At 72.4% G+C, this 24,600-nt stretch carries 21 protein-coding genes; 12 read left to right on the top strand and 9 right to left on the bottom strand.

Features of this window, described 5'->3' with window-relative positions; translation table 11 throughout:
- Positions 1–114 precede the first annotated feature (114 nt).
- Positions 115–1,860 carry a protein kinase domain-containing protein gene (locus SCATT_RS14320; RefSeq protein WP_014143787.1) on the top strand — a complete coding sequence of 582 codons (1,746 nt, stop codon included), beginning with the start codon at positions 115–117 and terminating at the stop codon, positions 1,858–1,860.
- 100 nt (positions 1,861–1,960) lie between these two features.
- Here SCATT_RS14320 and SCATT_RS14315 read toward each other — a convergent pair whose 3' ends face one another.
- Positions 1,961–3,079: a phosphotransferase gene (locus SCATT_RS14315; RefSeq protein ID WP_014143786.1), complete on the bottom strand. Its 1,119-nt coding sequence runs from the start codon at positions 3,077–3,079 to the stop codon at positions 1,961–1,963.
- A 483-nt stretch (positions 3,080–3,562) separates the two neighbouring features.
- Between SCATT_RS14315 and pdhA the strand changes: the two genes are divergently transcribed.
- The 5 genes from pdhA (at position 3,563) to SCATT_RS14290 (ending at position 9,243) form a co-directional block, all read left to right on the top strand.
- Positions 3,563–4,720 (top strand): pyruvate dehydrogenase (acetyl-transferring) E1 component subunit alpha, encoded by a 1,158-nt coding sequence (gene pdhA, locus SCATT_RS14310; RefSeq protein ID WP_014143784.1) that lies wholly within the window; start codon positions 3,563–3,565, stop codon positions 4,718–4,720.
- On the top strand, positions 4,717–5,691 hold the full coding sequence (locus tag SCATT_RS14305; protein ID WP_014143783.1) for an alpha-ketoacid dehydrogenase subunit beta: 975 nt from the start codon (positions 4,717–4,719) through the stop codon (positions 5,689–5,691). The genes pdhA and SCATT_RS14305 overlap by 4 nt, the downstream gene beginning before the upstream one ends.
- Positions 5,692–5,712: 21 nt before the next feature.
- Positions 5,713–7,113 carry a dihydrolipoamide acetyltransferase family protein gene (locus SCATT_RS14300; RefSeq protein WP_014143782.1) on the top strand — a complete coding sequence of 467 codons (1,401 nt, stop codon included), beginning with the start codon at positions 5,713–5,715 and terminating at the stop codon, positions 7,111–7,113.
- 166 nt (positions 7,114–7,279) lie between these two features.
- Complete coding sequence (locus SCATT_RS14295; protein ID WP_014143781.1) at positions 7,280–7,921, top strand: GntR family transcriptional regulator; 642 nt, start codon at positions 7,280–7,282, stop codon at positions 7,919–7,921.
- Positions 7,918–9,243, top strand: a complete 1,326-nt coding sequence (locus tag SCATT_RS14290; RefSeq protein WP_014143780.1) for an MFS transporter — start codon at positions 7,918–7,920, stop codon at positions 9,241–9,243. Before SCATT_RS14295 ends, SCATT_RS14290 begins: the two co-directional genes overlap by 4 nt.
- A gap of 18 nt (positions 9,244–9,261) precedes the next feature.
- On the opposite strand, the gene SCATT_RS14285 is transcribed toward SCATT_RS14290, so the two are convergent.
- Positions 9,262–10,086 (bottom strand): maleylpyruvate isomerase family mycothiol-dependent enzyme, encoded by an 825-nt coding sequence (locus SCATT_RS14285; RefSeq protein WP_014143779.1) that lies wholly within the window; start codon positions 10,084–10,086, stop codon positions 9,262–9,264.
- Between the two features lie 174 nt (positions 10,087–10,260).
- Here SCATT_RS14285 and SCATT_RS14280 point away from each other — a divergent pair, with 174 nt between their 5' ends.
- The gene (locus SCATT_RS14280; RefSeq protein WP_014143778.1) at positions 10,261–11,061 is read left to right on the top strand and encodes a carbon-nitrogen family hydrolase; all 801 of its coding nucleotides are present in this window, start codon (positions 10,261–10,263) and stop codon (positions 11,059–11,061) included.
- A 22-nt stretch (positions 11,062–11,083) separates the two neighbouring features.
- Here the strand turns inward: SCATT_RS14280 and SCATT_RS14275 are convergent, their stop codons facing one another.
- The 3 genes from SCATT_RS14275 to SCATT_RS14265 form a co-directional block, all read right to left on the bottom strand.
- Entirely contained in the window at positions 11,084–11,578 is a 495-nt protein-coding gene (locus SCATT_RS14275) for an LURP-one-related/scramblase family protein (protein WP_014143777.1), read from the bottom strand.
- A 49-nt stretch (positions 11,579–11,627) separates the two neighbouring features.
- Complete coding sequence (locus SCATT_RS14270; RefSeq protein WP_014143776.1) at positions 11,628–12,197, bottom strand: GntR family transcriptional regulator; 570 nt, start codon at positions 12,195–12,197, stop codon at positions 11,628–11,630.
- 140 nt (positions 12,198–12,337) lie between these two features.
- Complete coding sequence (locus SCATT_RS14265) at positions 12,338–12,808, bottom strand: NUDIX domain-containing protein (protein ID WP_014143775.1); 471 nt, start codon at positions 12,806–12,808, stop codon at positions 12,338–12,340.
- A 90-nt stretch (positions 12,809–12,898) separates the two neighbouring features.
- Between SCATT_RS14265 and SCATT_RS14260 the strand changes: the two genes are divergently transcribed.
- Positions 12,899–14,740, top strand: a complete 1,842-nt coding sequence (locus SCATT_RS14260) for an NHL domain-containing thioredoxin family protein (RefSeq protein ID WP_014143774.1) — start codon at positions 12,899–12,901, stop codon at positions 14,738–14,740.
- 45 nt (positions 14,741–14,785) lie between these two features.
- Complete coding sequence (locus SCATT_RS14255; protein ID WP_014143773.1) at positions 14,786–15,076, top strand: hypothetical protein; 291 nt, start codon at positions 14,786–14,788, stop codon at positions 15,074–15,076.
- Positions 15,077–15,119: 43 nt separating this feature from the next.
- Here the strand turns inward: SCATT_RS14255 and SCATT_RS14250 are convergent, their stop codons facing one another.
- From SCATT_RS14250 to SCATT_RS14240, 3 genes are all read right to left on the bottom strand, one after another.
- Complete coding sequence (locus SCATT_RS14250) at positions 15,120–15,341, bottom strand: DUF6458 family protein (protein WP_014143772.1); 222 nt, start codon at positions 15,339–15,341, stop codon at positions 15,120–15,122.
- A 101-nt stretch (positions 15,342–15,442) separates the two neighbouring features.
- Positions 15,443–16,738: a M18 family aminopeptidase gene (locus SCATT_RS14245; protein ID WP_014143771.1), complete on the bottom strand. Its 1,296-nt coding sequence runs from the start codon at positions 16,736–16,738 to the stop codon at positions 15,443–15,445.
- Between the two features lie 101 nt (positions 16,739–16,839).
- Positions 16,840–18,666 carry an acyl-CoA dehydrogenase gene (locus SCATT_RS14240; protein WP_014143770.1) on the bottom strand — a complete coding sequence of 609 codons (1,827 nt, stop codon included), beginning with the start codon at positions 18,664–18,666 and terminating at the stop codon, positions 16,840–16,842.
- A gap of 161 nt (positions 18,667–18,827) precedes the next feature.
- Between SCATT_RS14240 and SCATT_RS14235 the strand changes: the two genes are divergently transcribed.
- Entirely contained in the window at positions 18,828–19,283 is a 456-nt protein-coding gene (locus tag SCATT_RS14235) for an SseB family protein (RefSeq protein ID WP_014143769.1), read from the top strand.
- A 125-nt stretch (positions 19,284–19,408) separates the two neighbouring features.
- Positions 19,409–20,359 (top strand): pirin family protein, encoded by a 951-nt coding sequence (locus tag SCATT_RS14230; RefSeq protein WP_014143768.1) that lies wholly within the window; start codon positions 19,409–19,411, stop codon positions 20,357–20,359.
- A 6-nt stretch (positions 20,360–20,365) separates the two neighbouring features.
- Here SCATT_RS14230 and SCATT_RS14225 read toward each other — a convergent pair whose 3' ends face one another.
- Positions 20,366–22,513: an ATP-binding SpoIIE family protein phosphatase gene (locus SCATT_RS14225; protein ID WP_014143767.1), complete on the bottom strand. Its 2,148-nt coding sequence runs from the start codon at positions 22,511–22,513 to the stop codon at positions 20,366–20,368.
- A 147-nt stretch (positions 22,514–22,660) separates the two neighbouring features.
- Between SCATT_RS14225 and aspS the strand changes: the two genes are divergently transcribed.
- A complete protein-coding gene (gene aspS, locus SCATT_RS14220) occupies positions 22,661–24,451 on the top strand; it encodes an aspartate--tRNA ligase (RefSeq protein ID WP_014143766.1) in 1,791 nt (596 codons plus the stop codon).
- Positions 24,452–24,600 lie beyond the last annotated feature (149 nt).

The raw sequence follows: 24,600 nt of genomic DNA, 5'->3' as shown, positions 1-24,600 counted from the left end.
GAAGACGCGGTAGCGTGCATCTTCGTACCACCCCTGAATCCGGTGCGAGGCTGTACCGAGGAACTGGCACAGGGACCGGCACCTGTACGAGGCGATGAGCGACGGCGAGGACTGATGGACCAGACGCGGGGCTCCGGCGACCCTGAGGAGTCCTCGGCTCACCGGGCCCGATCGTACGACTCGGTGGAACTGCTGGGCGTGGGCGCGGTGATCGGCGACGGGCGCTACCGGCTCACCAGGCGCCTCGGGCGCGGTGGCATGGCCGAGGTCTTCGCGGCCGAGGACGTGCGCCTCGGGCGTACCGTGGCGGTCAAGCTGCTCCGCAGCGACCTCGCCGAGGACCCGGTCTCCAAGAAGCGCTTCACGCGTGAGGCGCAGTCCGTGGCCGGGCTCAACCACCACGCGGTGGTCGCCGTCTACGACTCCGGCGAGGACCGGATCGGCGGCAACGTCGTCCCCTACATCGTCATGGAGCTGTGCGAGGGGCGCACCATCCGCGACCTGCTGCTGGAGTCCGAGGCACCCCCGGTCGACCAGGCGCTGGTCATCGTCTCCGGGGTGCTGGAGGCGCTGGCCTACAGCCACCAGCACGGCATCGTGCACCGCGACATCAAGCCCGCCAACGTGATCATCACCGACGCGGGCAACGTCAAGGTGATGGACTTCGGCATCGCCCGCGCCCTGCACGGCGCCTCCAACACCATGACCCAGACCGGCATGGTGATGGGCACCCCGCAGTACCTCTCCCCGGAGCAGGCGCTCGGCAAGACCGTCGACCACCGCAGCGACCTGTACGCCACCGGCTGCCTGCTGTACGAGCTGCTGACGCTGCGCCCGCCGTTCACCGGTGAGACCCCGCTGTCGGTGGTCTACCAGCACGTCCAGGACAACCCGCAGGTCCCGTCGCAGGTCAACGGGCGGGTGCCGCCGGAGCTGGACGGGCTGGTGCTGCGGTCGCTGGCCAAGGACCCGGACGACCGCTTCCAGAGCGCCGAGGAGATGCTCGGCGTGCTCCACTACGCGCTGCGCATGCTGGGCGAGCGCGGCGGCTGGACGGGCAACTGGGACACCGGTTACGTGGACGTCCAGGCGGCCACCACCGTGCTGCCCGGCGCCGCCGCGGCCACCACGGCGCTGCCGCACGCGGCGGCCGGCCAGACCGCGCAGATGCGTCCGCCGACGCTGCTGGGGCCGGGCGGCGCCGAGGGCGACGGCGGTTACCACGACGGCGGTCCGCGCGGCGGCCGGGGCGGCAGCAACCGGGGCCGCAACACCGTGCTGCTGGTGCTGGCCGCGCTGGTGGCGATCACGCTCGGCGTCTGGTTCGCGGTGTCCGCGGCCAACCCCAAGAAGCACGAGCAGGCGCCGGCGACCTCCGTCTCCCCGAGCGTGTCGTCCAGCTCCTCGCCGAGCACCGAGCCCAGCGCGAGCGACTCGGCCGGCGACCAGCCGACCACCGGTGACCAGAACAGCGGCGACGAGGGCGGCAGCAGCTGGAACAACCAGCCGCCGAGCAACGGCCACCACAGCCGCGAGCCCAGCTCCCCGCCGCCCACCTCCGGCAACAGCCCCTCCAACCCGCCGGCCGACGGCGGCCAGCACAACGGCGGCACCACCACCGGTTCGAGCAACACGGGAACGTCCACCGGTTCCTCCGCGGGCAACAGCGGGACGACCACCGGTTCCTCCGCGGGCAACAGCGGCACGTCCACCGGTTCCTCCGCGGGCAACAGCGGCACGTCCACCGGTTCCTCCGCGGGCAACAGCGGGGCGTCCAACGGTTCCGGCAACGCGGGATCGACCGTCGGCAGCTCGGCGGGGAACGCCGGTCAGGGCACGCTGGCCGGGAGCAACGGCTGACACGTGACGGACGGACGGGCCGCGTGCCCCTTCGTCCGTCACCCGCGCGGTGCGGGGCCGCTTCGGGTGACACCGGAGCGGGAGCGTCCGGGCACCGGTGTCACTCGGTGAACGCCGCCAGCACCGCCTGGTACTCCCGGGTCCACCACACCGCCAGGCCGGCCGTGGCGGGGAAGAGCGGGTCGGCGCGGTGGTCGTGCCGCTCGTAGCGCCAGCGCAGCATCCAGAAGTCGTTGAGCCGTTCCCACCACACCCGGTGGACGGCGGCGGCCAGCTCGGCGCCGCCCACCCCGGCGGTCCGCCGGTAGGCGCGGGCGTAGGCGCGGACCTTGGCCAGGTCCAGCGAGCCGTCGCCGCCGCGCAGGAAGAAGATGGCCGCGGCCCGGACCGCCTCCTCGGCGCGGGGCTGCACCCCGAGCCGGTCCCAGTCGACGATGGCGGCGGGTTCGGCGCCCCGGTAGAGCAGGTTCAGCGGGTGGAAGTCGCCGTGCACCCAGCCGGTGAGCCGGACGGCCGGGTCGGCGGGGCGGCGGTGCGCGTGGTGCTCCAGCAGGGCGCGCCGTTCCAGCAGGCGGAACTCGGCGAGTTCGTCGAACCGGTCGCGCGGCCGGTGCGCCCGGACCAGCCGCAGCAGCTCGCCGATGAGCGCGTGGGTGTCCTGCGGGCGGGCGCTGGGGTGCGGCCGTACGCAGGGCACGCCCCCCGGGCCCCGCGCGCCCCCGTTGCGCGGACGCACCACGCACGGCGGACGGGACCGGGGCAGCACCTCGGCGAGCGCGGTGTGCACCAGGCCGAGCAGCGCCCCGAGGCGGACGCACTGCGCGGCGCTCAGCTCGGTACCCGCCCGGTGGTGGCCCTCCACCCACGGGTAGAGCGCGTACCGCCGTCCGTCCACCACCGCCACCGTGCGGCCGTCGGCGTCCGTCAGCGGCGCGGCCACCGGCAGCCCCAGCGCCACCAGCCGCAGCGTGGCGCGGTGCTGGCGGGCGATGGTGGCCGGGTGCGAGGTGTCGCAGTAGCCCTCTTCCAGGTGGTGCTTGTCGAGGTAGTGCTTGAGGAAGAAGCGCCCGCGGGTGGTGGCCACCCGGTAGCCGCGGTTGAGCAGCCCCTCGGCGACCGGTTCGCACGACAGCGGGGTCCCCGCCCCCTCGTACCGGCGCAGCAGGGTGCCGAGCAGACGGTCGGAGGGCCGCGTGGTCGCCGGACTACGAAGGGACACGCCGCGAATGGTAGATCACTCAGCGTCACCGGATGCATTCGCAGCGTCGCTCATACGGGGTGCGCTCCAGGCGTACGCCGGGGCGCGCGAAACGATCAACGCGCTGCGACGTGTCGTTCCGTGCCGGGATCGGGGCGTTTCGTCCGCCCGGTATCGAAATGGGTGCCGGGCGACCGCGCGCACAATTCGATCTCCAACCCTCTTACGCGTTCGGGCACATCGGGATACCGTGCGGTTGTCCCGGTGCCGCGGTCTTGCCAGCCTCTTGCCACTTACTAGGAAATCCAAGCAAAACCGCAGGTAGATGCCCCTTCGCGCTATTGCGGGAGTTGTGGGTAACGTCTTCTTTTGCAGGCCGTCGCCGGGACGCTGTCACCGCCCGGCCCGGCCGTGCCGCACCCACCCCGTGCGCCCGTGCCCAGCCGGGTGAGCCGCCAAAGGCCACCGGTGGATCCCGGGGGCCGGACAGACGGAGGAGCAGACGTGAGCGTGAAGAGCACTGCCGCGCGCAGCAGCCGCGGCGGCGCGAAGCGTCGAGGGGGAGCCGGGCGCAAGCCCGATCTCGTGCAGTTGCTGACCCCGGAGGGTGAGCGCGTCGAGCACGACGAGTACTCCATCGACCTGACGCCCGAAGAGCTGCGCGGGCTCTACCGCGACATGGTCCTCAGCCGCCGCTTCGACGGCGAGGCGATCACCTTGCAGCGCCAGGGCGAGCTGGGCCTGTGGGCCTCGCTGCTGGGCCAGGAGGCGGCCCAGATCGGCTCCGGCCGGGCCACCCGCCCCGACGACTACGTGTTCCCCACCTACCGTGAGCACGGCGTCGCCTGGTGCCGCGGGGTGGACCCGCTGAACCTGCTCGGGATGTTCCGCGGGGTGAACAACGGCGGCTGGGACCCGAACGAGAACAATTTCCAGCTCTACACCATCGTGATCGGGTCGCAGACGCTGCACGCAGCCGGTTACGCGATGGGGGTCGCCAAGGACGGCGCCGACTCCGCGGTGATCGCGTATTTCGGTGACGGCGCTTCCAGCCAGGGCGATGTCGCCGAGGCATTCACGTTCGCCGCCGTTTACAACGCGCCGGTGGTCTTCTTCTGCCAGAACAACCAATGGGCGATCTCGGAGCCGACCGAGAAGCAGACCCGGGTGCCGCTCTACCAGCGCGCCGCCGGCTTCGGCTTCCCCGGCGTCCGGGTGGACGGCAACGACGTGCTGGCCGTGCTCGCGGTCACCCGGGCCGCCCTGGAGCGGGCCCGCGGCGGTGGCGGACCGATGCTGGTGGAGGCGTTCACCTACCGCATGGGCGCCCACACCACCTCCGACGACGCCACCCGCTACCGGCTGGACGAGGAGCGGGCCGAGTGGGCGGCGAAGGACCCGATCGCCCGGCTGAAGACCTACCTGACCAAGGAGGGCTTCGCCGACGACGCCTTCTACGCCGAGGTCGAGGCGGAGAGCGACGCGCTCGCCAAGCGGGTGCGGGACGGCGTCCGCGCCATGCCCGACCCCGACCCGATGGCGATCTTCGAGCACGTCTACGCCGACGGCCACCCGCTGGTCGACGAGGAGCGCGCGGAGTTCGCCGCGTACCTGGACTCCTTCGACAGCTCCGCGCACACCCAGGAAGGGGCGGCCCGATGACGGTGATGACGCTGGCGAAGGCCATCAACGACTCGTTGCGCAAGGCGCTGGAGTCCGACCCCAAGGTCCTGGTCATGGGCGAGGACGTGGGCAAGCTCGGCGGGGTCTTCCGGGTCACCGACGGCCTGCAGAAGGACTTCGGCGAGGAGCGGGTGATCGACACCCCGCTGGCGGAGTCCGGCATCGTGGGCTCCGCGATCGGGCTGGCGCTGCGCGGCTACCGGCCGGTGGTGGAGATCCAGTTCGACGGCTTCGTCTTCCCCGCCTACGACCAGATCGTCACCCAGCTGGCGAAGATGCACGCGCGGGCGCTGGGCAAGGTCAAGCTCCCCGTGGTGATCCGCATCCCCTACGGCGGCGGCATCGGCGCGGTGGAGCACCACAGCGAGTCGCCGGAGGCGCTCTTCGCGCACGTGGCGGGTCTGAAGGTGGTCTCGCCGGCGAACTCCTCGGACGCCTACTGGATGCTCCAGCAGGCGATCGAGTCCGACGACCCGGTGATCTTCTTCGAGCCCAAGCGGCGCTACTGGGACAAGGGCGAGGTGGACACCGGGGCGATCCCCGGCCCGCTGCACCAGGCCCGGGTGGTGCGCTCCGGCACGGATCTGACGCTGGCGGCCTACGGCCCGATGGTCAAGGTCTGCCTGGAGGCCGCCGCTGCCGCCGAGGAGGAGGGCCGCAGCATCGAGGTGCTCGACCTGCGCTCGGTCTCCCCGGTGGACTTCGACGCCGTCCAGGCGTCGGTGGAGCGCACCCGCCGGCTGGTGGTGGTGCACGAGGCACCGGTGTTCTTCGGCGCGGGCGCGGAGATCGCGGCCCGGGTCACCGAGCGGTGCTTCTACCACCTGGAGGCGCCGGTGCTGCGGGTGGGCGGTTTCCACTCGCCGTACCCGCCGGCCCGGTTGGAGGAGGAGTACCTGCCGAATCTGGACCGTGTGCTGGACGCCGTCGACCGCGCGCTGGCCTTCTGAAGGGCGAGGAGAGCTGTGACCATGACCGCAACCGGTCAGCGCTTCCGTGAGTTCAGGATGCCCGACGTGGGCGAGGGGCTCACCGAGGCCGAGATCCTCAAGTGGTACGTGACGGTGGGCGACACGGTGACCGACGGTCAGACCGTGTGCGAGGTGGAGACCGCCAAGGCCGCCGTCGAACTCCCCATCCCCTTCGACGGGGTGGTCTCGGAGATCCGTTTCCCCGAGGGCACCACGGTGGACGTGGGCACCCCGGTGATCGTGGTGGACACCGAGCCCGGCGCGGGCGCCCCCGCCGAGTCGGCGCCGGAGCCGGCCGAGCCGGAGCCCGCGCCCGAGCCGGAGCCGGAGCCCGCCCAGCCCAAGCGGCAGGCGGTGCTCGTCGGCTACGGGGTGGCCGCCTCGTCCACCAAGCGCCGGCCGCGCAAGCAGCAGCCGCAGGGCGCCCCGGCCCCCGTGGTCCCCGACGTGGTGACCAAGGCCGCCGGGCCGGGCGGCCAGGAGGCGGTCCGCCCGCTGGCCAAGCCGCCGGTGCGCAAGCTCGCCAAGGACCTCGGGGTCGACCTGGCCGCCGTGGTGCCGACCGGGCCGGACGGCACGGTGACCCGCGAGGACGTCCGGGCGGCGGCGCGGCCCGAGCCGGCCGGGCGGGCGCAGGCGCCCGAGCCCGCCGAGGTGCCGCAGGCGCCCGCCCCGGCGCCGTCGGCCGTCGAGCCGGGGGCGCGGGAGACCCGGGTGCCGGTCAAGGGCGTCCGCAAGGCGACCGCGCAGGCCATGGTGGCCAGCGCGTTCACCGCGCCGCACGTCACCGAGTTCGTCACCTTCGACATCACCCGCACCATGCGGCTGGTGCAGGAGCTCAAGGGCGACCCGGCGTTCGCCGGGCTGAAGGTGAGCCCGCTGCTGCTGGTCGCCAAGGCGCTGCTGGTCGCCGTCAAGCGCAACCCGCAGATCAACGCGGCCTGGGACGAGGAACGCCAGGAGATCGTCCACAAGCACTACGTCAACCTGGGCATCGCCGCGGCCACCCCGCGTGGTCTGATCGTCCCCAACATCAAGGACGCGCACGACAAGACGCTGCCGCAACTGGCGGCGGCCCTCGGCGACCTGGTGACCACCGCCCGCGAGGGCCGCACCTCCCCGGCCGACATGCAGGGCGGCACCCTCACCATCACCAACGTCGGCGTCTTCGGCGTCGACACCGGTACGCCCATCCTCAACCCGGGGGAGTCCGCGATCCTCGCCTTCGGCGCGGTCAAGGAGCAGCCCTGGGTGCACAAGGGCAAGGTGAAGCCCCGCCAGGTCACCACGCTGGCGCTCTCCTTCGACCACCGGCTGGTCGACGGCGAGCTGGGTTCCAAGGTGCTGGCGGACGTGGCCGCCGTACTGGAGCAGCCCAAGCGCCTGATGACCTGGGCGTGAGCCGCGCGTGACCGGCCGGTCCGTCCCCCGAGGGGGACGGACCGGCCGGGGCGTTTCCGGGGCCGACCGCGTGCCCGGGGCCGACCGCGTTTCCTGCACTGGACGCCGTCCACATCCCGGACGAGCCCTCCTCACGGATACGCGTTGTATCTATGCTGTGCGCATCATGAGAGCCAGCAGCCCGCCCGCCGCCGAGCGGGTCTACGCGCACGTCAAACAGGCCGTACTCGACCGGCGGTACGAGGGCGGCACCCTGCTGACCGAGGGCGGTCTCGCCGAGGCGGTCGGGGTCTCCCGTACCCCGGTGCGCGAGGGGCTGCTGCGGCTGGAGGCCGAGGGGCTGATCAAGCTCTACCCCAAGAAGGGCGCCCTGGTGCTGCCGGTCTCCGCGCAGGAGATCGCGGACGTGGTGGAGACCCGGCTCCTGGTCGAGCTGCACGCGGTGCGCAAGGTGGCCCCGGCCGGGCCCCGACTCGTCGCCCGGCTGGAGGAGTTGCTCGCCGAGCACGAGACGCACGCGGCCACCGGCGACCTGGCCGCCGCCGCCCGTACCGACCGCTGCTTCCACGCCGCCATCGTCCGCGCCGCCGGCAACGCCATCCTCGCCCAGCTCTACGACCAGCTCCGCGACCGGCAGCTGCGGATGGGCGTGGCGGTGATGCACGCCGAGCCCGACCGCGTCGCGCGCAACATCGCCGAGCACGCCGAGATCCTGGCCGCGCTGCGGGACGGCGACGGCGAGGCGGCGGCGGCCGTCGTCCAGCGGCACGTCAGCCGCGTCAAGGCCATCGTGAGGGGGGACGCATGAGCGCCACCGACACCGGCAGGCACCCGCTGCGGCTCCCCGGCGACCCGCCCGGCGGGCCGCGGGCCGGCGTGGTGTGGGGCATCGGCGTGCTGGTCTACTTCATCGCCGTCGTCCACCGCTCCAGCCTCGGCGTGGCCGGCATCGACGCCGCCGACCGCTTCCACATCGGCGCCTCCGCGCTCTCCTCGTTCTCCATCCTCCAGGTGCTCGTCTACGCCGGGATGCAGATACCCGTCGGCCTGCTGGTCGACCGGTTCGGCACCAAGCGGGTGCTGAGCGTCGGGGTGGTGCTGCTCACCGCCGGCCAGCTCGGCTTCGCGCTGTGCCACTCCTACGGGCTCGCGCTGGCCGCCCGGGCGGTGCTGGGCTGCGGGGACGCGATGACCTTCATCAGCGTGCTGCGGCTGGGCTCGCGCTGGTTCCCGGCCCGCCGCGGCCCGTTGATAGCCCAGGGCGCCGCCCTGTTCGGCATGGCCGGGAACCTGGTCAGCACCCTGCTGCTGGCCCGGCTGCTGCACTCGGCCGGGTGGGCGCGGACGTTCACCGGCACGGCGCTCGGCGGCGCCCTCGTCCTGGTCCTGATCCTGCTCTTCATGAAGGACGCCCCCGAGGGGCACCGGGCCCCGCCCGCGCAGCCGATGGCCCCGGCCGCCGTCCGCCGTCAACTCGCCGCCGCCTGGCGGGAACCGGGCACCCGGCTGGGCATGTGGGTCCACTTCACCACCCAGTTCTCCGGGATGGTCTTCCTGCTGTTGTGGGGGATGCCGTTCCTGGTCGAGTCCGAGGGGCTCTCGCGGGCCGACGCCGGGACGCTGCTGACCGTGGTGGTCGCCTCCAACATGGTGCTCGGCATGGTCTTCGGCCAGGTCATCTCCCGTCACCACGGTGCCCGCACCCCGTTGACGCTGGGCGTGATCGGGGCCACCGCCGCGGTGTGGGCGGTGGTGCTGCCGTGGCCCGGCCACGCCCCGATGTGGCTGCTGGTGGTGTTGTGCGTGGTGCTCGGCGCCTGCGGACCCGCCTCGATGATCGGCTTCGACTTCGCCCGCCCGGCCAACCCGCCCGAACGCCTCGGCACCGTCTCCGGCATCGTCAACATGGGCGGCTTCACCGCCTCGATGGTCACCCTGCTCGCCATCGGTGTGCTGCTGGACGCCACCGGGGACGACTACCGGCTCTCGTTCTGCACCGTCTTCGTCGTCCAACTGCTGGGCCTGGCGCAGATCCTGCGGCTGCGCGGCAAGGCGGCCCGCCGGGAACGCGAGACGATCACCGTCAGCCGGGTGGAGACGGTGCACACCGTGGAGGCCGGCGCCGCCTGACCCGACGCCGGCCCGGCCTCACGGGGTCAGCGCCAGATGCGCCAGCACCGCGTGGGCCAGCTCCTGGTCGCCCTCGGTCTTCACCCGGTCCGCCACCGCCTCCGGACGTACCCGGCCGCAGGCCAGCCGCACGAACGTCTCCCAGTCGGTGGCCACCGTCGCCGTCGGGCCGAGCGGGACGCTGCCGTCGATGACGGCCCGCCCCTGCTCGTCCACCCGCACCGTGCGCATGAACTCCACCGGGCCGTGCACGTCGAGCACGATGGTGGACCCGGCGGGCGCCCCGGCCCGGCCGGCGACCACCTTGGGCATCTGCGGCAGCAGGAAGTCACGGGTGAGGTGGGCCCCCGGCGAGTCCAGGTTGCCCGGGGCGTCCAGCGCCCGGCGCAGGTCCTGCTCGTGCACCCACACGTCGAACGCGCGCATCGTCAACTGCGTCTCCAGCGAGACCCGGCGCCCCATCAGCCCGGCGACCTCGGTGTGCGGCGGCCGGCTCTCGTCGCGCAGCTGCCGCGAGCGCCGGATCACGGTGTACTCCAGCTCCGCCGTCATCTCCGGGCCGGTGTGGCAGCGGCGTACGTCGACCTGGACTTCGCAGTAGCGGCTGAAGTCGTCCTTCACGTGGAACAGGTCACGCGGCAGGGTGTGGATCGGCCGCGGATCGCCGAGGATCTCCGACTCGAAGCCGATGATGTGCGAGACGACGTCCCGCACCGACCAGCCGGGGCACTCGGTCGGCCGGTTCCATTCGCCCTCCGTGAGCGGCGCGACCAGCTCAGAGATCGCCTCGATGGAGTGCGTCCAGGCGTCGATGGCGGGCTGCAAGGTGCTGTGGACGGTCACGAAACCCCTCGAACGGATCGGTGCGCGGTCGTGGCGGTGCGGTGCGATGGCCGCACGGGCGGCGCGGCGGGCGCACCTCGCCCAAAATTACGCCGTGTGCTGCCACCATGGCAGTCCTTTCGTGTGACGATCGTAGAGCTGTCGTCAGGCTGGTCATCCATGGACGGTGCTACTGTGCGTGTTTCCCTGATCCAGATCGATGTGAACCCGGACGAACCCGGTCAAGTGCGGCGCGAACGGGTGGCCGCGCTGGTCCGTGCCGAACGCGGTGCCGATCTGGTCGTGCTGCCGGAGCTGTGGCCGGTCGGTGCCTTCGCCTTCGACGAATTCGCCGCCTCCGCCGAGCCGTTGGACGGCCCGACCGCCACCGCCATGTCGGCCGCGGCCCGGGACGCCGGGGTCTGGCTGCACGCCGGCTCCGTCGTGGAACGCGGTACGGACGGCTCCGGCGCCGAGGCGCTCTACAACACCTCCCTGCTCTTCGCCCCCGACGGCACCCTGCGCCGCGCCTACCGCAAGATCCACCGGTTCGGCTTCGACAAGGGCGAGGCGACGCTGATGGCGGCCGGCCACGAGATCGTCACCGAGGATCTGGGCCCCGCCACGGTGGGCCTGGCCACCTGCTACGACCTGCGCTTCCCCGAGCAGTTCCGGCTCCTGGTGGACGCCGGCGCCGAACTGCTGGTGGTCCCGGCCGGCTGGCCCGCCCGGCGCCGCGCCCACTGGTCGCTGCTGGCCCGCGCCCGCGCCGTGGAGTCCCAGGCGTACGTCCTCGCCTGCGGCACCGCCGGCACCCACGCCGGGGTGGAGCAGGCCGGGTACAGCGTGATCGTGGACCCGTGGGGCGAGGTGGTCGCCGAGGCCGGCCCGGCCGAGCAGGTGCTCTCGGCCGACCTCGACCCGGCCCGGGTCGCCACCACCCGCGCCGACTTCCCCGTCCTGCGCGACCGGGTGCTCGGCCTGCCGACCCCGTGAGCCGGGTGAACCCGGTGCGCCGTCAGCCGCGTTCGTGTTCGTGCTCGACGAGCCGGTCCACGCAGACCGCGACCGCGATCAGCAGCACCGGGTCGGCGTCGTCCCGCTCCACGTGCACCGCGTAGGTGTCACGCAGCCGGAACCACTTGCGGGAGATCCGCGCCAGGCGCTCGTCGCCGTACTCGATGTCGTACTCCTTGTCGACGATGTCGCCGCGGATCTCCAGCTCCCCGCCGGACGCCAACTCCGCGCGGTACACGTCCCGGAACGGCGTGAACAGCTTCTTGCGCACCGTGGCCAGCACCCGGCCGTCGCGCTCCACCGTCATCGCGTCCCGCACGCTGAGCATCTTCTTGTGGACGACCGCCAACTCCCGCCCGTGCGGATCCTTGACCACCAGCGTCTCCCGCAGCCGCAGCACCTTCCCGTCCACGTAGAACGCCCGGTCGCCGTGCTCGTCCTCGATCCAGAAGTCGTCGCCGATCGAGAACATCTTCTCGCGCACCAGGTACTTCATGGCCCCTGTCCTTCCCCGCCCGCCGATTCTGGAACCCGTCGACCTCACGTCAGGCGTCGAATTCGTACTCCAGAACGTACGCGGCCGAGTCGAGGACCATGTCGTTCACCTCGACCGCCCGCCCCGACGCGGTGAACGCCGTCCGGCGGACGAGGACGACCGGCGTCCCGGCCCCGAGGCCGAGCCCGTCGGCCTCCTCCCGCGACGGCATCCTCGACCGGATCTCCCGGAACCGCGCGGGCGCCTCCCCCAGTTCGGCCAGCCGGGCGTAGACGCCACCCGGGCCCGGGTCGTCCTCGGTGACCGCCGTACCGGCGACCAGCGCGGCGGGCAGGTACGACGTGGCGAGCAGCACGGCCTCGCCGTCCAGCACGTACCGCCGCCGACGCACGCACAACGGCTCCCCCACGGCCACCCCGAGCGCCCCGGCGACCCGTCCCGCGGCGGCCTCCTCGGTGACCCGCACCCGGTCCACCACGAGATCCCGCCCCTCGACCTCCCCCGCCGACACCGACCGCCCGGCCCCCCAGTTCGCCCGCGCGACCCGCCGGCCCCCGACCCGCCGCACCGGCCGGAACCCCCGCTCGGGCCGCCGTCCACCCGGGTTCTCGCTGTGCATGCGCCTCTCCTCGCTCCCTTTGCCGCGGCCTCGCGACCGAACCCAGCGTGGGCCGACCGGAGATCGGACGCGTGTGACGCCCCGATCCCCGGGGGCTCACCGTGGCGTTGGTGAGCGGTTGATACCCCGCCCTCGCCGGCTCAGCCCAGATGAGGCCGCTCCCGGCGCTCCAGGTAGTGCCTCAGTCGCAGCCGCTGGGTGTGGTGCATGGGCAGCGCGTCGATCTCGTCGGGGACCACGAACCTCACGTCCGTGGACTCGGCGGAGACGGCGAGCGAGCCTCCGGTGATCCGTGCCGTGAAGCACACGTTGAACTGGCGCCGCACCTCTCCGTCGCTGTACGCGATCACGTGGCGGGGGTCGGTGTACGTGCCGACGAGTCCCGTGATCTCGACGTCCAGGCCGGTCTCCTCCTTCACCTCCCGGACGGCGGTGCCCGGGAGGGAATCGCTCATGTCCATGCTCCCGCCGGGAAGCGCCCACAGCCCGTTGTCCGAGCGCCGCTGGAGCAGGATCCGCCCCGCCTCGTCGGTGACCACCGCCGAGGCGGCGACCACGAGGCTGTTCGGCACCGGAGCCTCCGGATCGTCGTAGTACTCGGTCCGCGCCATCGCTCACCCTTCCGGCACCGGCGGGGCCGTGGCCCTGCTCACACGTACGCCCCGCCGGGGACCCGCGGGCGGGGTGGCACCCTTGATCCCATGACCGACGCCTCTTCCGCCCCGCGTGCCCGTGCCCGTGTCCGTGCCCCTGAGCTGATCGGCAAGGGTGGCTGGCTCAACACCGGTGGCAGTGAGCCGACGCTGCGGGAGTTGCGGGGGTCCATCGTGATCCTCGACTTCTGGACGTTCTGCTGCATCAACTGCCTGCACGTGCTGGACGAGTTGCGGGAGCTGGAGGAGAAGCACCGTGACACCGTGGTGATCATCGGTGTCCACTCGCCGAAGTTCGTCCACGAGGCCGACCACGCCGCGGTGGTCGACGCGGTGGAGCGGTACGGGGTGCACCACCCGGTGCTCGACGACCCGGAGCTGGCCACCTGGAAGCAGTACGCGGTACGGGCGTGGCCCACGCTGGTGGTGATCGATCCCGAGGGTTACGTGGTCGCCCAGCACGCCGGCGAGGGGCACGCGCACGCCATCGCCACGCTGGTGGAGGAGCTGGAGGCGGAGCACGCCGCCAAGGGCACGCTGCGCCGCGGCGACGGCCCCTACGTGCCGCCCGAGCCCGTCCCCACCGACCTGCGCTTCCCCGGCAAGGCGCTGCTGCTGCCCACCGGGAACCTGCTGGTCTCCGACTCCACCCGGCACGCCCTGGTGGAGCTGGCGCCGGACGGCGAGACCGTGGTCCGGCGGATCGGCAGCGGCGAACGCGGCCTCGCCGACGGCCCCGCCGACCGGGCCCGGTTCAGCGAACCCCAGGGGCTCGCCCTGCTCCCGGACGGGGAGTCGGTGATCGTCGCCGACACCGTCAACCACGCGCTGCGCCGCGTGGACCTGGCGAGCGGCGAGGTGACCACGGTGGCCGGCACCGGACGCCAGTGGTGGCAGGGCTCGCCCGTCGCCGGCCCGGCCCGCGAGGTGGCCCTCTCCTCGCCCTGGGACGTCGCCTGGTACGACGACCGGGTGTGGATCGCCATGGCCGGCGTCCACCAGCTGTGGACGTACGACCCGGCGGACGCGACGGTGGCGGTGGCCGCCGGCACCACCAACGAGGGCCTGGTGGACGGCCCGGCCGGTCAGGCGTGGTTCGCCCAGCCGTCCGGCCTGGCCGCGGCCGGCGACCGGCTGTGGGTCGCGGACTCCGAGACCTCGGCGCTGCGGTACGTGACCCGGGGCGAGGACGGGTACGAGGTGCGCACCGCCGTGGGCACCGGGCTCTTCGACTTCGGCCACCGCGACGGCCCGGCCGGCCAGGCGCTGCTCCAGCACCCGATCGGGGTCACCGCGCTGCCCGACGGCTCGGTGGCGGTCAGCGACACCTACAACCACGCGCTGCGCCGTTACGACCCGGCCGCCGACGAGGTGTCCACGCTCGCCACGGATCTGCGCGAGCCGTCGGACGCGGTGCTGGTCGGGGAGGACATCGTGGTGGTCGAGTCGGCCCGGCACCGGCTGACCCGGCTGCGGCTGCCGGAGGAGGCCGTCGCGGTGGCCGGCGCCGCCCACCGCACCCGGCGGCCGGCCACCGAGGTCGCCCCCGGCGCGCTCCGCCTCGACGTGGTCTTCACCGCCCCCACCGGCCAGAAGCTCGACGAGCGCTACGGCCCCTCCACCCGCCTGCTGGTCTCCGCCACCCCGCCGGAACTCCTCACCTCCGGCGCCGGCCAGGGCACCGACCTCACCCGCGACCTCGTCCTCGACCCCGCCGTCGGCGAAGGCGTCCTGCACGTCTCCGCCATGGCCGCCTCCTGCGACGACGACCCGGCCAACGAATACCCCGCCTGCCACGTCCACCAGCAGGACTGGGGCGTCCCGGTCCGCGTCACCCCCGACGGCGCGAGCCGGTTGCCGCTGGTGCTGGCAGGGCTGGACGCTGAGTGATCATATGACTTCGCATCGTGATCACGAATCGGTTAGGCTGAATGTGTGACCGACATCGAAGAGCTCCGTCGGCGTCTCGAAGCGCTGGAGGCCGAAGTGACGACCTTGCGCGAGGACGCGGCGACCCGTGCCCTGGCGGCCATGAACGACCGTGACGTGGCGGAGTTCCGCACGGAACTGCGCGCGAACCGACAGGTGCTGAACGCGTTGCGGGAGACGCAGGTGGAACAGGGACGGGAGCTTGCGGAGCTGCGCGAAGAGGTGCGCCGCGGCTTCGCCACCGTCCTCACCGCCGTCCAGGCGATCGGCGACCGCCTGCCCGGCGAGCCGGGCTGATCCGGCAGCCGCCGGGCGGCGGGGCGGGGCGCGCCGGGGCCGGTCAGAACCGGTGCTCCTCGACGTCCACCACCGGGGCCGCCGGGCTCGGCGGCTGGACGCGGCGGCGCTTGAAGATGCTGACGTAGGCCGCGAGGCCGATCGCTCCGACACCCATCATGATGAGGCCGACCAGGGCGAGGTTGACGCCCTTGACGTGCCAGTCGACGGCGAAGGTGAGGATAGCCCCCACCGCCATCAGACCGATGCATCCACCGATACCCATCGTGGTGCCTCCGTAAGGTCGTTGGCGTGTCCCGGGCTCGTGGCTTGCGCCTACCCGGGGCACCAACGGCCATGCGTGGCCGAGGCGTTGGGGGACGGGGGTCAGGAGCCGTCGGCGAGGAACGCCTTGAGGGCGGCGGCGAGCAGGAACGGGTCGTCGGCGCCGCACAGTTCGCGGGTGGAGTGCATCGACAGGATGGCCACCCCGATGTCCACCGTGCTGATGCCGAGCCGGGCGGCGGTGATCGGGCCGATCGTGGTGCCGCACGGCATGGCGTTGTTGGAGACGAACGACTGCCACGCCACCCCGGCCCGTTCGCACGCGGCGGCGAAGACCGCCCGCCCCGAACCGTCCGTGGCGTACCGCTGGTTGACGTTGACCTTGAGGATCGGGCCGGCGCCGGGCATCGGGTGGTGGCCGGGGTCGTGGCGCTCCGGGTAGTTGGGGTGGACGGCGTGCCCGGTGTCGGAGGAGAGGCACACGGTGCCGGCGAAGGCGCGGGCCCGGTCCTCGTAGGAGCCGCCGCGGGCGTGCACCGAGCGCTCCAGCACGTTGCCGAGCAGCGGGCCCTCCGCCCCGGTGTCGGCCTGGCTGCCGTTCTCCTCGTGGTCGAAGGCGGCCAGCACCGGGATGTACGGCAGGTCGGTGCCGGCCAGCGAGGCGAGGGCGGCGGTGGCGGCGTGCACCGACAGCAGGTTGTCCAGCCGGGGCGCGGCCAGCAGTTCGCGGTCCCGGCCCAGGTAGGCGGGGGGCTGCACGTCGTGGGCCATCAGGTCCCAGCCGGCCACCTCGGCGGCGGACGTCCCGGCCTCCTCGGCGACGAAGGAGATCAGGTCGCCGTCGGTCACCTCGCCCAGCCCCCAGATCGGCTGCGTGTGGCGCTGCCGGTCGAGCTTGAGGCCGTCGTTGACCTGCCGGTCGAGGTGGATGGCGAGCTGCGGGACGCGCAGCAGCGGCCGGTCGACGTCGACCAGCCGGGTGGTGCCGTCGCGCAGCGTGAGCCGGCCGGCCAGGCCGAGGTCGCGGTCGAGCCAGGAGTTGAGCAGCGGGCCGCCGTAGATCTCCACGGCCACCTGGCGCCAGCCGGCCGCGCCGGTGTCCGGCCGGGGCTTGACCCGCAGGTTGGGCGAGTCGGTGTGGGCGCCGACGATCCGGAACGGGGTGTGCGGCGCCGCGCCCTGGGGCACGTACCAGGCGACCACCGCGCCGCCGCGCAGCACGTACTTCCCGCCCGTCGAGCCGTCCCACGCGTCGGTCTCGGCCACCTGCCGGAAGCCCGCCTTCTCCAGCCGCGCGGCCACCGCGGCGACCGCGTGGTACGGGGTGGGGGCGGCGGTGACGAACGCCATCAGGTCGTCGGTGTGGCCTCGGTCGAACGCGGCGGGGTGATCGCTCATGACCCCAGCATAGAAGCGGGCGGCGGCCCGTCCCCGAGGGGAGCGGGCCGCCGCCGCGACGGTTGACGCGGCCGGTCCGGGACCGGCCGGGCCGTTCCGGGTCAGAACGACTCTTCGGGCAGCTCCATCAGCTCGTTGGTGACCGCCTGGGCGAGCCGGCGCTGGAGGCTCACGCCCGGCAGCACGTTGTCCGCGAAGAACTTGGCGGCGGCGATCTTGCCCAGGTAGAACGCCTTGTCCTTCTCGGAGGCGGTGGCCAGCTTCTCCGCGGCCACCGCGGCGCCGCGCAGCAGCAGGTAGCCGACGACCACGTCACCGGAGGCGAGCAGCAGCCGGGTGGTGTTCTGGCCCACCTTGTAGATGGCCTTGACGTCCTGCTCGGTGGCGGCCAGGTCGGTCAGCATGGCGCCGACGATCGCCTCCAGCTCCACGGCGGCCTTGGCCAGCTTCTCCCGGGCGCCGGCCAGTTCCTCGCCGCCGGTGGCGTCGGCCAGGAACTTCTTGATCTCCTCCGACAGCACGGTGAGCGCGGCACCCTGGTTGCGGACGATCTTCCGGAAGAAGAAGTCCTGGCCCTGGATGGCGGTGGTGCCCTCGTAGAGGGTGTCGATCTTGGCGTCCCGGATGTACTGCTCGATCGGGTACTCCTGGAGGTACCCGGAGCCGCCCAGGGTCTGCAGCGACTGGGCGAGCTGCTCGTAGGACTTCTCCGAGCCGTAGCCCTTGACGATCGGCAGCAGCAGGTCGTTGAGGGCGTGGGCGGCGGAGGCGTCCTCGCCGGCCGCCTCCTTGAGCAGGATGTCGTCCTGCACGGCGGCGGTGTAGAGGACCAGCGAGCGCATGCCCTCGGCGTACGCCTTCTGGGTCATCAGCGAGCGGCGCACGTCCGGGTGGTGGGTGATGGTCACCCGCGGCGCGGTCTTGTCGCTGAACTGGGCGAGGTCGGCGCCCTGCACCCGCTCCTTGGCGTACTCCAGCGCGTTGAGGTAGCCGGTGGACAGGGTGGCGATGGCCTTGGTGCCGACCATCATCCGGGCGAACTCGATGATCTTGAACATCTGGCGGATGCCGTCGTGCTTCTCGCCCAGCAGCCAGCCCTTGGCCGGGTGGTTGGCGCCGAAGGTCATCTCGCAGGTGTTGGAGGCCTTCAGGCCCATCTTGTGCTCGACGTTGGTGGCGTAGACGCCGTTGCGCTCGCCGAGTTCGCCGGTCTCCCAGTCGAAGTCGTACTTGGGCACGATGAACAGGCTCAGCCCCTTGGTGCCGGGGCCGGCGCCCTCGGGGCGGGCGAGCACGAAGTGGATGATGTTCTCGGCCATGTCGTGCTCACCGGAGGTGATGAAGCGCTTCACGCCCTCGATGTGCCAGGAGCCGTCGGGCTGCTGGACCGCCTTGGTGCGGCCGGCGCCCACGTCCGAGCCGGCGTCCGGCTCGGTGAGCACCATGGTGGAGCCCCACAGCTTGTCGGTCATCCGCTGGGCGATCTTGTGCTGCTCCTCGGTGCCCTCCTCGTAGAGGACCCCGGCGAAGGCCGGGCCGGAGGCGTACATCCACACCGCCGGGTTGGCGCCCAGGATCGTTTCGGCGAAGCCCCACAGCAGCGAGCGCGGCGTCGTGGTGCCGCCGATCTCCTCCGGGATGCCCAGCCGCCACCACTCGGCGTCCATGTAGGCGGCGAAGCTCTTCTTGAAGCTCTCCGGGACCGGCGCGGTGTTGGTCTCCGGGTCGAACACCGGCGGGTTGCGGTCGGCGTCCGCGTACGAGGCGGCCAGCTCGTTCTCGGCCAGCCGGGCGATCTCGGCGAGGACGCTCTTCGCGGTGTCCACGTCCATCTCGGCGAACGGGCCGGTGCCGTAGATCGTGTCGCGCCCGAGCACCTCGAACAGGTTGAACTCGATGTCGCGCAGGTTCGCCTTGTAGTGACCCATGACGAAGGCTCCGTCAGCTCGGGAGGGGACCCAGAAGGGGCATGCCTCGCAGAATCTACTGATTAGTAGTACCCGATGATGCTACCCGTCGGTAATAAGAAGCAACCCCCAACCGCCCGACTGTGACCCGGCACTCCCTCCGGCTCGCTACCCTGTTGCCCGTGTACGGCTACGACCAGACCGCTGCCACGGGTGGCGCGCCGCCCGCCGGAACGCCCGGAGCCTACGGTGCGCAGCCGCCGCTCTATCCCGAGCCCTCGCCGCCCTCGCTGGGGGACGCGGTGCGCGCCTTCACCACCGGTGCCATGTCGCCGGAGGACTTCCAGACGATCTTCCACAACTCCAAGGTCTACTGCCCGCGCGGCGACAACCCGGGCTTCCTCGCGCTGCACAACACCCAGCAGCCGGTGATCCCGATGTTCACCTCCCTCAAGGAGCTGCGCGCCTACGCCGGCAAGGAGTCCAAGTACTTCGTGATCACCGGCGCCGAGGTGCTCGACCTGCTCCCCACCGGCTACGGCTTCGTCCTCGACATGGAGGGCGACCACCGGATGGTCTTCGACGCCAAGGCGGTCGAGGAGATGGTGGAGTTCGCCATGCGCCGCATGTACGGCTGAGGCCGACTCCGCCCCGACCGTTTCCGGGCCGCCGCGCGACACGCGTGGCGGCCCGGAATACGTTCGCCCGGCAAGTCGTTCACTGTTCAACTAAACTGGACACGGACGACCCCGAGGAGGCCGCGATGCCCGCCGTGACCGTAGAAAATCCGTTGACCCTGCCGCGTGTGACGGCCGCCGCCGACGCGGCCGGCCGTCCGGTGCTCGCCGTGACGACCGCCCCGTCCGGCTTCGAGGGCGAGGGCTTCCCCGTGCGCCGTGCCTTCGCCGGCATCGACCACCAGCACCTCGACCCGTTCATCATGATGGACCAGATGGGCGAGGTGGACTACGCGGCCGGGGAGCCGCGCGGCACCCCGTGGCACCCGCACCGCGGCTTCGAGACCGTGACGTACCTGATCGACGGCACCTTCGTCCACCAGGACTCGCACGGCGGCGGCGGCGTCATCACCGACGGCGACACCCAGTGGATGACGGCGGGGTCGGGCCTGCTGCACATCGAGGCGCCCCCGGAGGAGCTGGTCGTCAGCGGCGGCCTCTTCCACGGGCTCCAGCTGTGGGTCAACCTGCCGCGCAAGGACAAGATGATCGCCCCGAAGTACCAGGACATCCGCGGCGGCACCGTCAAGCTGCTGGCCTCCGAGGACGGCGGCGCGCTGATCCGGCTGATCGCCGGCGACCTCGGCGGCCACGCCGGGCCGGGGGCGACGCACACCCCGATCACCATGACCCACGTCTCCGTCAGCCCCGGCGCCCGGGTGACCCTGCCCTGGCGGCCGGAGTTCAACGCCCTGGCCTACGGGCTCGCCGGGCACGGTTCGGCCGGCGAGGAGGGGCGCCCCTTCCGGATGGGGCAGGCGGTCGTCTTCGGGGCGGGCGACTCGGTCACCATCCGGGCCGACCGGACCCAGGAGTCGCGGACGGCCAACTTCGAGGTGGTCCTGCTCGGCGGGCTGCCGATCCGGGAACCGGTCTTCCACTACGGCCCGTTCGTGATGAACTCGCACGCCGAACTGGCCCAGGCCTTCGAGGACTTCAGGGCCGGACGGCTGGGCACGGTACCGGCCGGCCACTGACGCCGGTCAGTGCGGGGTGCCGGGCGCGTCCGCCTCGTACAGCTCGAACCAGATCGACTTGCCCTGGCCCGCCGGGTCCACCCCGGAGGCGTCGGAGAGCTCGTCGAGGAGGATCAGGCCGCGCCCGGAGGAGGCCATCTCGCCGGGGCTGCGGCGGTGCGGCATCTCGTCGCTGCGGTCGGCCACCGTCACCCGCAGCCGCCGTGACCCCGGCCGGCCCAGCACCTCGGCGGTGACACCGGCGTCCCCGTCGGTGTGCACCAGCACGTTGGTGAGCATCTCGGAGACCATCAGCACCGCCGAGTCCACCTGGTCGGGGTCGGCCCAGTCGTGCATCAGCGCCCGGATCTCGTGCCGGGCGCCGCGGATCGCCTGCGGCTGGTCCTGGCCGACGGTGAGCGCGGTACGGCGGGGCGGGTAGGCCAGCTCCGCCCGGGCCTCGCCGCACCGCAGCAGGAGCAGCGCCACGTCGTCCTCGCGGCGGTCGGCGAGCGGGCCGGGGGTGTGGTGCGAGGGGGGTCCGTGCACCGCGGCCACCAGCGCGTCGGCCAGCGTCTCCAGGTCGTCCGCCGGGGTGGCCGCCAGGACGTCGGTGAGCCGGCGCCAGCCGGTGTCCAGGTCGTGGCCGCCGGTCTCGATCAGCCCGTCGGTGCAGACCAGCAGCACCTCGCCGGGGTCGAGCGCCAGCGTGGTGGTCGGGTAGTCGGCGTCCGGGTCGATGCCCAGCGGCAGCCCGCCCGGGGTGTGGCGGACGATCGTGGTGCCGTCGCCCAGCCGGATCGCCGGGTCCGGATGGCCGGCCCGGGCGATGTCCAGGTTCCCGGTGGCCGGGTCCACCTCCACGTACAGGCAGGTGGCGAAGCGGTCGCCGAAGCCGTGCGGCCGGCCCCCGGCCACCTCGGCGCCGGCCGGCCGGGGGGCGTCGGCGGCGTCGTTGAGCCCGGCCAGGAAGCGCGAGGCGCGGGAGAGCACCGCGTCCGGCCGGTGCCCCTCGGAGGCGTACGCCCGCAGCGCGATGCGCAGCTGGCCCATGAGCCCGGCGGCCCGCACGTCGTGTCCCTGGACGTCCCCGATGACCAGGGCGGTGCGCCCGGAGGGCAGGTCGATCACGTCGTACCAGTCGCCGCCGATCTGGAGGCCGCCGCCGGTGGGGACGTAGCGGGCGGCCAGCGTCATCCCGGCGATCTCGGGTTTGTGGGTGGGCAGCATGGTGCGCTGCAGGCCGTCGGAGAGCTCGCGTTCGGACTCCTGGAGGTGGGCCCGGGTCAGCGCCTGGGCCAGCATCCGGGCGACCGTGGTGAGCACCGAGCGCTCGTCCGGGGTGAACCGCACCGGCTCCCGGAACGCGGCCAGCCACGCGCCGGTGGTCGACCCCGCCACCACCAGCGGCAGGAAGGCCCACGACCGGCGGCCCAGCGGCTCCACCAGCGGCCAGGTGGCCGGGAAGCGGTCGCGGTACGCCTCCGGGGCGGGCAGGTAGATCGCCCGGCCGGTACGGGCCACCTCGGCGGCCGGGTAGTCGGTGGCCAGCGGCATCTGGAGGAACGGGCGCTCGCCGCCGTGCCGGTGCCCGTGGTGGCCGATCATCACCAGCTGGTCGCCCTGGACGGCGAAGATCGCCTGGCCGTCCGGGGTGAAGCCGGGCATGGAGAGCGAGGCGGCCACCCGCAGCACCTCGGCGGTGCTGTCGGCCTCGGCCAGCGCCCGCCCGGCGTCCAGCAGGAACGCCTCCCGGGCCCGCCGTCCGCCGTCGCTGACCTGGTGCAGGGCGCCGTCCTCGGGCAGCTCGGCCAGGGTGCCGACCACGGTGTGCGCTCCGCCGGACGGATGGGGCTCGCCGTGCAGCCGGGTGTGCAGCCGCCGTACCACCCGCCCGTCCTCGCCGATCACCCGCAGCCGGGCCTCGGCCACCCGTTCCTCGGCGAGCCCCAGGTCCACCGCCGCGGTGAGGTCGACCATGTCCTCGGGGGCCAGGCAGGCGCGGACCGCGGTGGCCGGGACGGTGCCGGCGCCGTCCGCCATGCCCAGCAGCGCCGCGGCCCGGCGGTCCACGGTGACCGTGCCGCTGGAGTTCTCCCAACGCCAAAGGCCGGTGCCTACGGCCGTCAGCACGTCCTCGGCCCGGAGCGGCTGGGGAGCACCCTCTGTCTGCATCGGCCCTACTTTATGGTGATTCGTTCGCGTGAGCACCCGTAGGACATGTCCATACCAATAGAGGGCGCGAGGTGCCAAGGTACGCTGTGGGGGGTCTGCTGTTTCCTTATCCCGGGGGCGCGCCCCCGGAGCCCCCTTGGATGGACGATGCATCGGTACCGGTCCCACACCTGCGGCGAGCTGCGCGCCGCCGACGTCGGCAACGAGGTGCGCCTCGCGGGTTGGCTGCACAACCGGCGCAACCTCGGCGGCATCCTCTTCGTCGATCTGCGGGACCACTACGGCGTCGTCCAGCTGATCGCCCACCCGGACAACCCGGCCTACGAGGCGCTCAGCGGCCAGTCCAAGGAATCGGTCATCCGGGTGGACGGCCGGGTGCTCGCGCGCAGCGCCGAGAACGTCAACCCCGAGCTGGCCACCGGTGAGGTCGAGGTCGAGGTCACCGCGTTCGAGGTGCTCGGCGCCGCCGACCCGCTGCCGTTCCCGGTCTTCCCCGAGGACAACGCCAACGAGGAGATGCGGCTCACCAACCGCTTCCTCGACCTGCGGCGCGCCCGCATGCACCGCAACATCATGCTGCGCTCCGCGGTCATCCGGTCGATCCGGGAGAAGATGACCGCGCTCGGCTTCAACGAGATGGCGACCCCGATCCTGTCGGCCACCTCCCCCGAGGGCGCCCGGGACTTCCTGGTCCCCTCGCGGGTGCACGCCGGCAAGTTCTACGCGCTGCCGCAGGCCCCGCAGCAGTTCAAGCAGCTGCTGATGATCGCCGGCTTCGACCGCTACTTCCAGATCGCCCCCTGCTTCCGCGACGAGGACAGCCGCGCCGACCGCTCGCCGGGCGAGTTCTACCAGCTCGACGTCGAGATGAGCTTCGTCGAGCAGGAGGACGTCTTCGGGGTCATCGAGAAGGTGATGACCGAGCTGTTCGAGGAGTTCGGCGGCGGTCGCCACGTCACCTCGCCGTTCCCCCGCATCCCGTTCCGCGAGGCGATGCTCAAGTACGGCTCGGACAAGCCCGATCTGCGGGCCAAGCTGGAGCTGACCGACGTCAGCGCGGTCTTCGCCGACTCCGGCTTCAAGGCGTTCGCGGGCAAGCACGTGCGGGCGCTGGCGGTGCCGGACACCGCGGAGCAGCCGCGCAAGTTCTTCGACCAGATGGGTGAGTTCGCCACCACCCAGGGCGCCAAGGGCCTGGCCTGGCTGCGCGTCGGCGAGGACCTGACGCTCACCGGCCCGATCGCCAAGTTCCTCACCGAGGACGACACCAAGGCGCTGCTCGGCGCGGTCGAGGCCAAGCCGGGGTACGCCATCTTCTTCGGGGCCGGCGAGTTCGACGAGGTCTCCAAGATCATGGGCGCGGTGCGCGTCGAGGCCGCCAAGCGGGCCGGCCACTTCGAGGAGGACGTCTTCCGCTTCTGCTGGATCGTCGACTTCCCGATGTTCGAGCGCAACGAGGACACCGGGCAGATCGAGTTCAGCCACAACCCGTTCTCCATGCCCCAGGGCGGCCTGGAGGCGCTGGAGACCAAGGACCCGCTGGACATCCTGGCCTGGCAGTACGACATCGTGTGCAACGGTGTGGAGCTCTCCTCCGGCGCCATCCGGAACCACGAGCCGGCCATCATGTACAAGGCGTTCGAGATCGCCGGGTACAGCCGCGAGCAGGTGGAGAGCGAGTTCGGCGGCATGCTGCGCGCGTTCCACTTCGGCGCCCCGCCGCACGGTGGCATCGCCCCGGGTGTCGACCGCATCGTGATGCTGCTGGCCGACGAGCCCAACATCCGCGAGACCATCGCCTTCCCGCTCAACCAGACCGCCCAGGACCTCCTGATGGGCGCCCCGAGCGAGGTGGACGAGGCCCGGCTGCGTGAGCTTCACCTCAGCATCCGCAAGCCCCCGGCCAAGCCGGAGGCCAAGTCCGACCCCGCCAAGTAGGGCAATACCGGACACAGCTGGCGCGAAGGCCCCGGAATCCATGGGATTGCGGGGCCTTTTCGCGTCCGCCCCGGCGCGTCGCGTTGCGCCCCGGGTGTCCGACCCCTTGAGGGGTTTACTAAGGTTCGCCTAAGCTAACTGCCGTTTGC

It is taken from the genome of Streptantibioticus cattleyicolor NRRL 8057 = DSM 46488 (assembly GCF_000240165.1).
Taxonomy (GTDB): domain Bacteria; phylum Actinomycetota; class Actinomycetes; order Streptomycetales; family Streptomycetaceae; genus Streptantibioticus; species Streptantibioticus cattleyicolor.
The sequence above is the reverse complement of the archived record's forward strand: the minus strand, read 5'-3'. Positions and strand labels throughout refer to the sequence as shown.

What these genes read in the sequence shown, in the direction of transcription:
- SCATT_RS14320 (WP_014143787.1), top strand. Translation starts at nt 115, where the DNA reads ATGGACCAGACGCGGGGCTCCGGCGACCCTGAGGAGTCCTCGGCTCAC.
- SCATT_RS14305 (WP_014143783.1), top strand. Translation starts at nt 4,717, where the DNA reads ATGACGGTGATGACGCTGGCGAAGGCCATCAACGACTCGTTGCGCAAG.
- SCATT_RS14300 (WP_014143782.1), top strand. Translation starts at nt 5,713, where the DNA reads ATGACCGCAACCGGTCAGCGCTTCCGTGAGTTCAGGATGCCCGACGTG.
- SCATT_RS14295 (WP_014143781.1), top strand. Translation starts at nt 7,280, where the DNA reads ATGAGAGCCAGCAGCCCGCCCGCCGCCGAGCGGGTCTACGCGCACGTC.
- SCATT_RS14290 (WP_014143780.1), top strand. Translation starts at nt 7,918, where the DNA reads ATGAGCGCCACCGACACCGGCAGGCACCCGCTGCGGCTCCCCGGCGAC.
- SCATT_RS14275 (WP_014143777.1), bottom strand. Translation starts at nt 11,578, where the DNA reads ATGAAGTACCTGGTGCGCGAGAAGATGTTCTCGATCGGCGACGACTTC.
- SCATT_RS14270 (WP_014143776.1), bottom strand. Translation starts at nt 12,197, where the DNA reads ATGCACAGCGAGAACCCGGGTGGACGGCGGCCCGAGCGGGGGTTCCGG.
- SCATT_RS14265 (WP_014143775.1), bottom strand. Translation starts at nt 12,808, where the DNA reads ATGGCGCGGACCGAGTACTACGACGATCCGGAGGCTCCGGTGCCGAAC.
- SCATT_RS14260 (WP_014143774.1), top strand. Translation starts at nt 12,899, where the DNA reads ATGACCGACGCCTCTTCCGCCCCGCGTGCCCGTGCCCGTGTCCGTGCC.
- SCATT_RS14250 (WP_014143772.1), bottom strand. Translation starts at nt 15,341, where the DNA reads ATGGGTATCGGTGGATGCATCGGTCTGATGGCGGTGGGGGCTATCCTC.
- SCATT_RS14245 (WP_014143771.1), bottom strand. Translation starts at nt 16,738, where the DNA reads ATGAGCGATCACCCCGCCGCGTTCGACCGAGGCCACACCGACGACCTG.
- SCATT_RS14240 (WP_014143770.1), bottom strand. Translation starts at nt 18,666, where the DNA reads ATGGGTCACTACAAGGCGAACCTGCGCGACATCGAGTTCAACCTGTTC.
- SCATT_RS14230 (WP_014143768.1), top strand. Translation starts at nt 19,409, where the DNA reads ATGCCCGCCGTGACCGTAGAAAATCCGTTGACCCTGCCGCGTGTGACG.
- SCATT_RS14225 (WP_014143767.1), bottom strand. Translation starts at nt 22,513, where the DNA reads ATGCAGACAGAGGGTGCTCCCCAGCCGCTCCGGGCCGAGGACGTGCTG.
- aspS (WP_014143766.1), top strand. Translation starts at nt 22,661, where the DNA reads ATGCATCGGTACCGGTCCCACACCTGCGGCGAGCTGCGCGCCGCCGAC.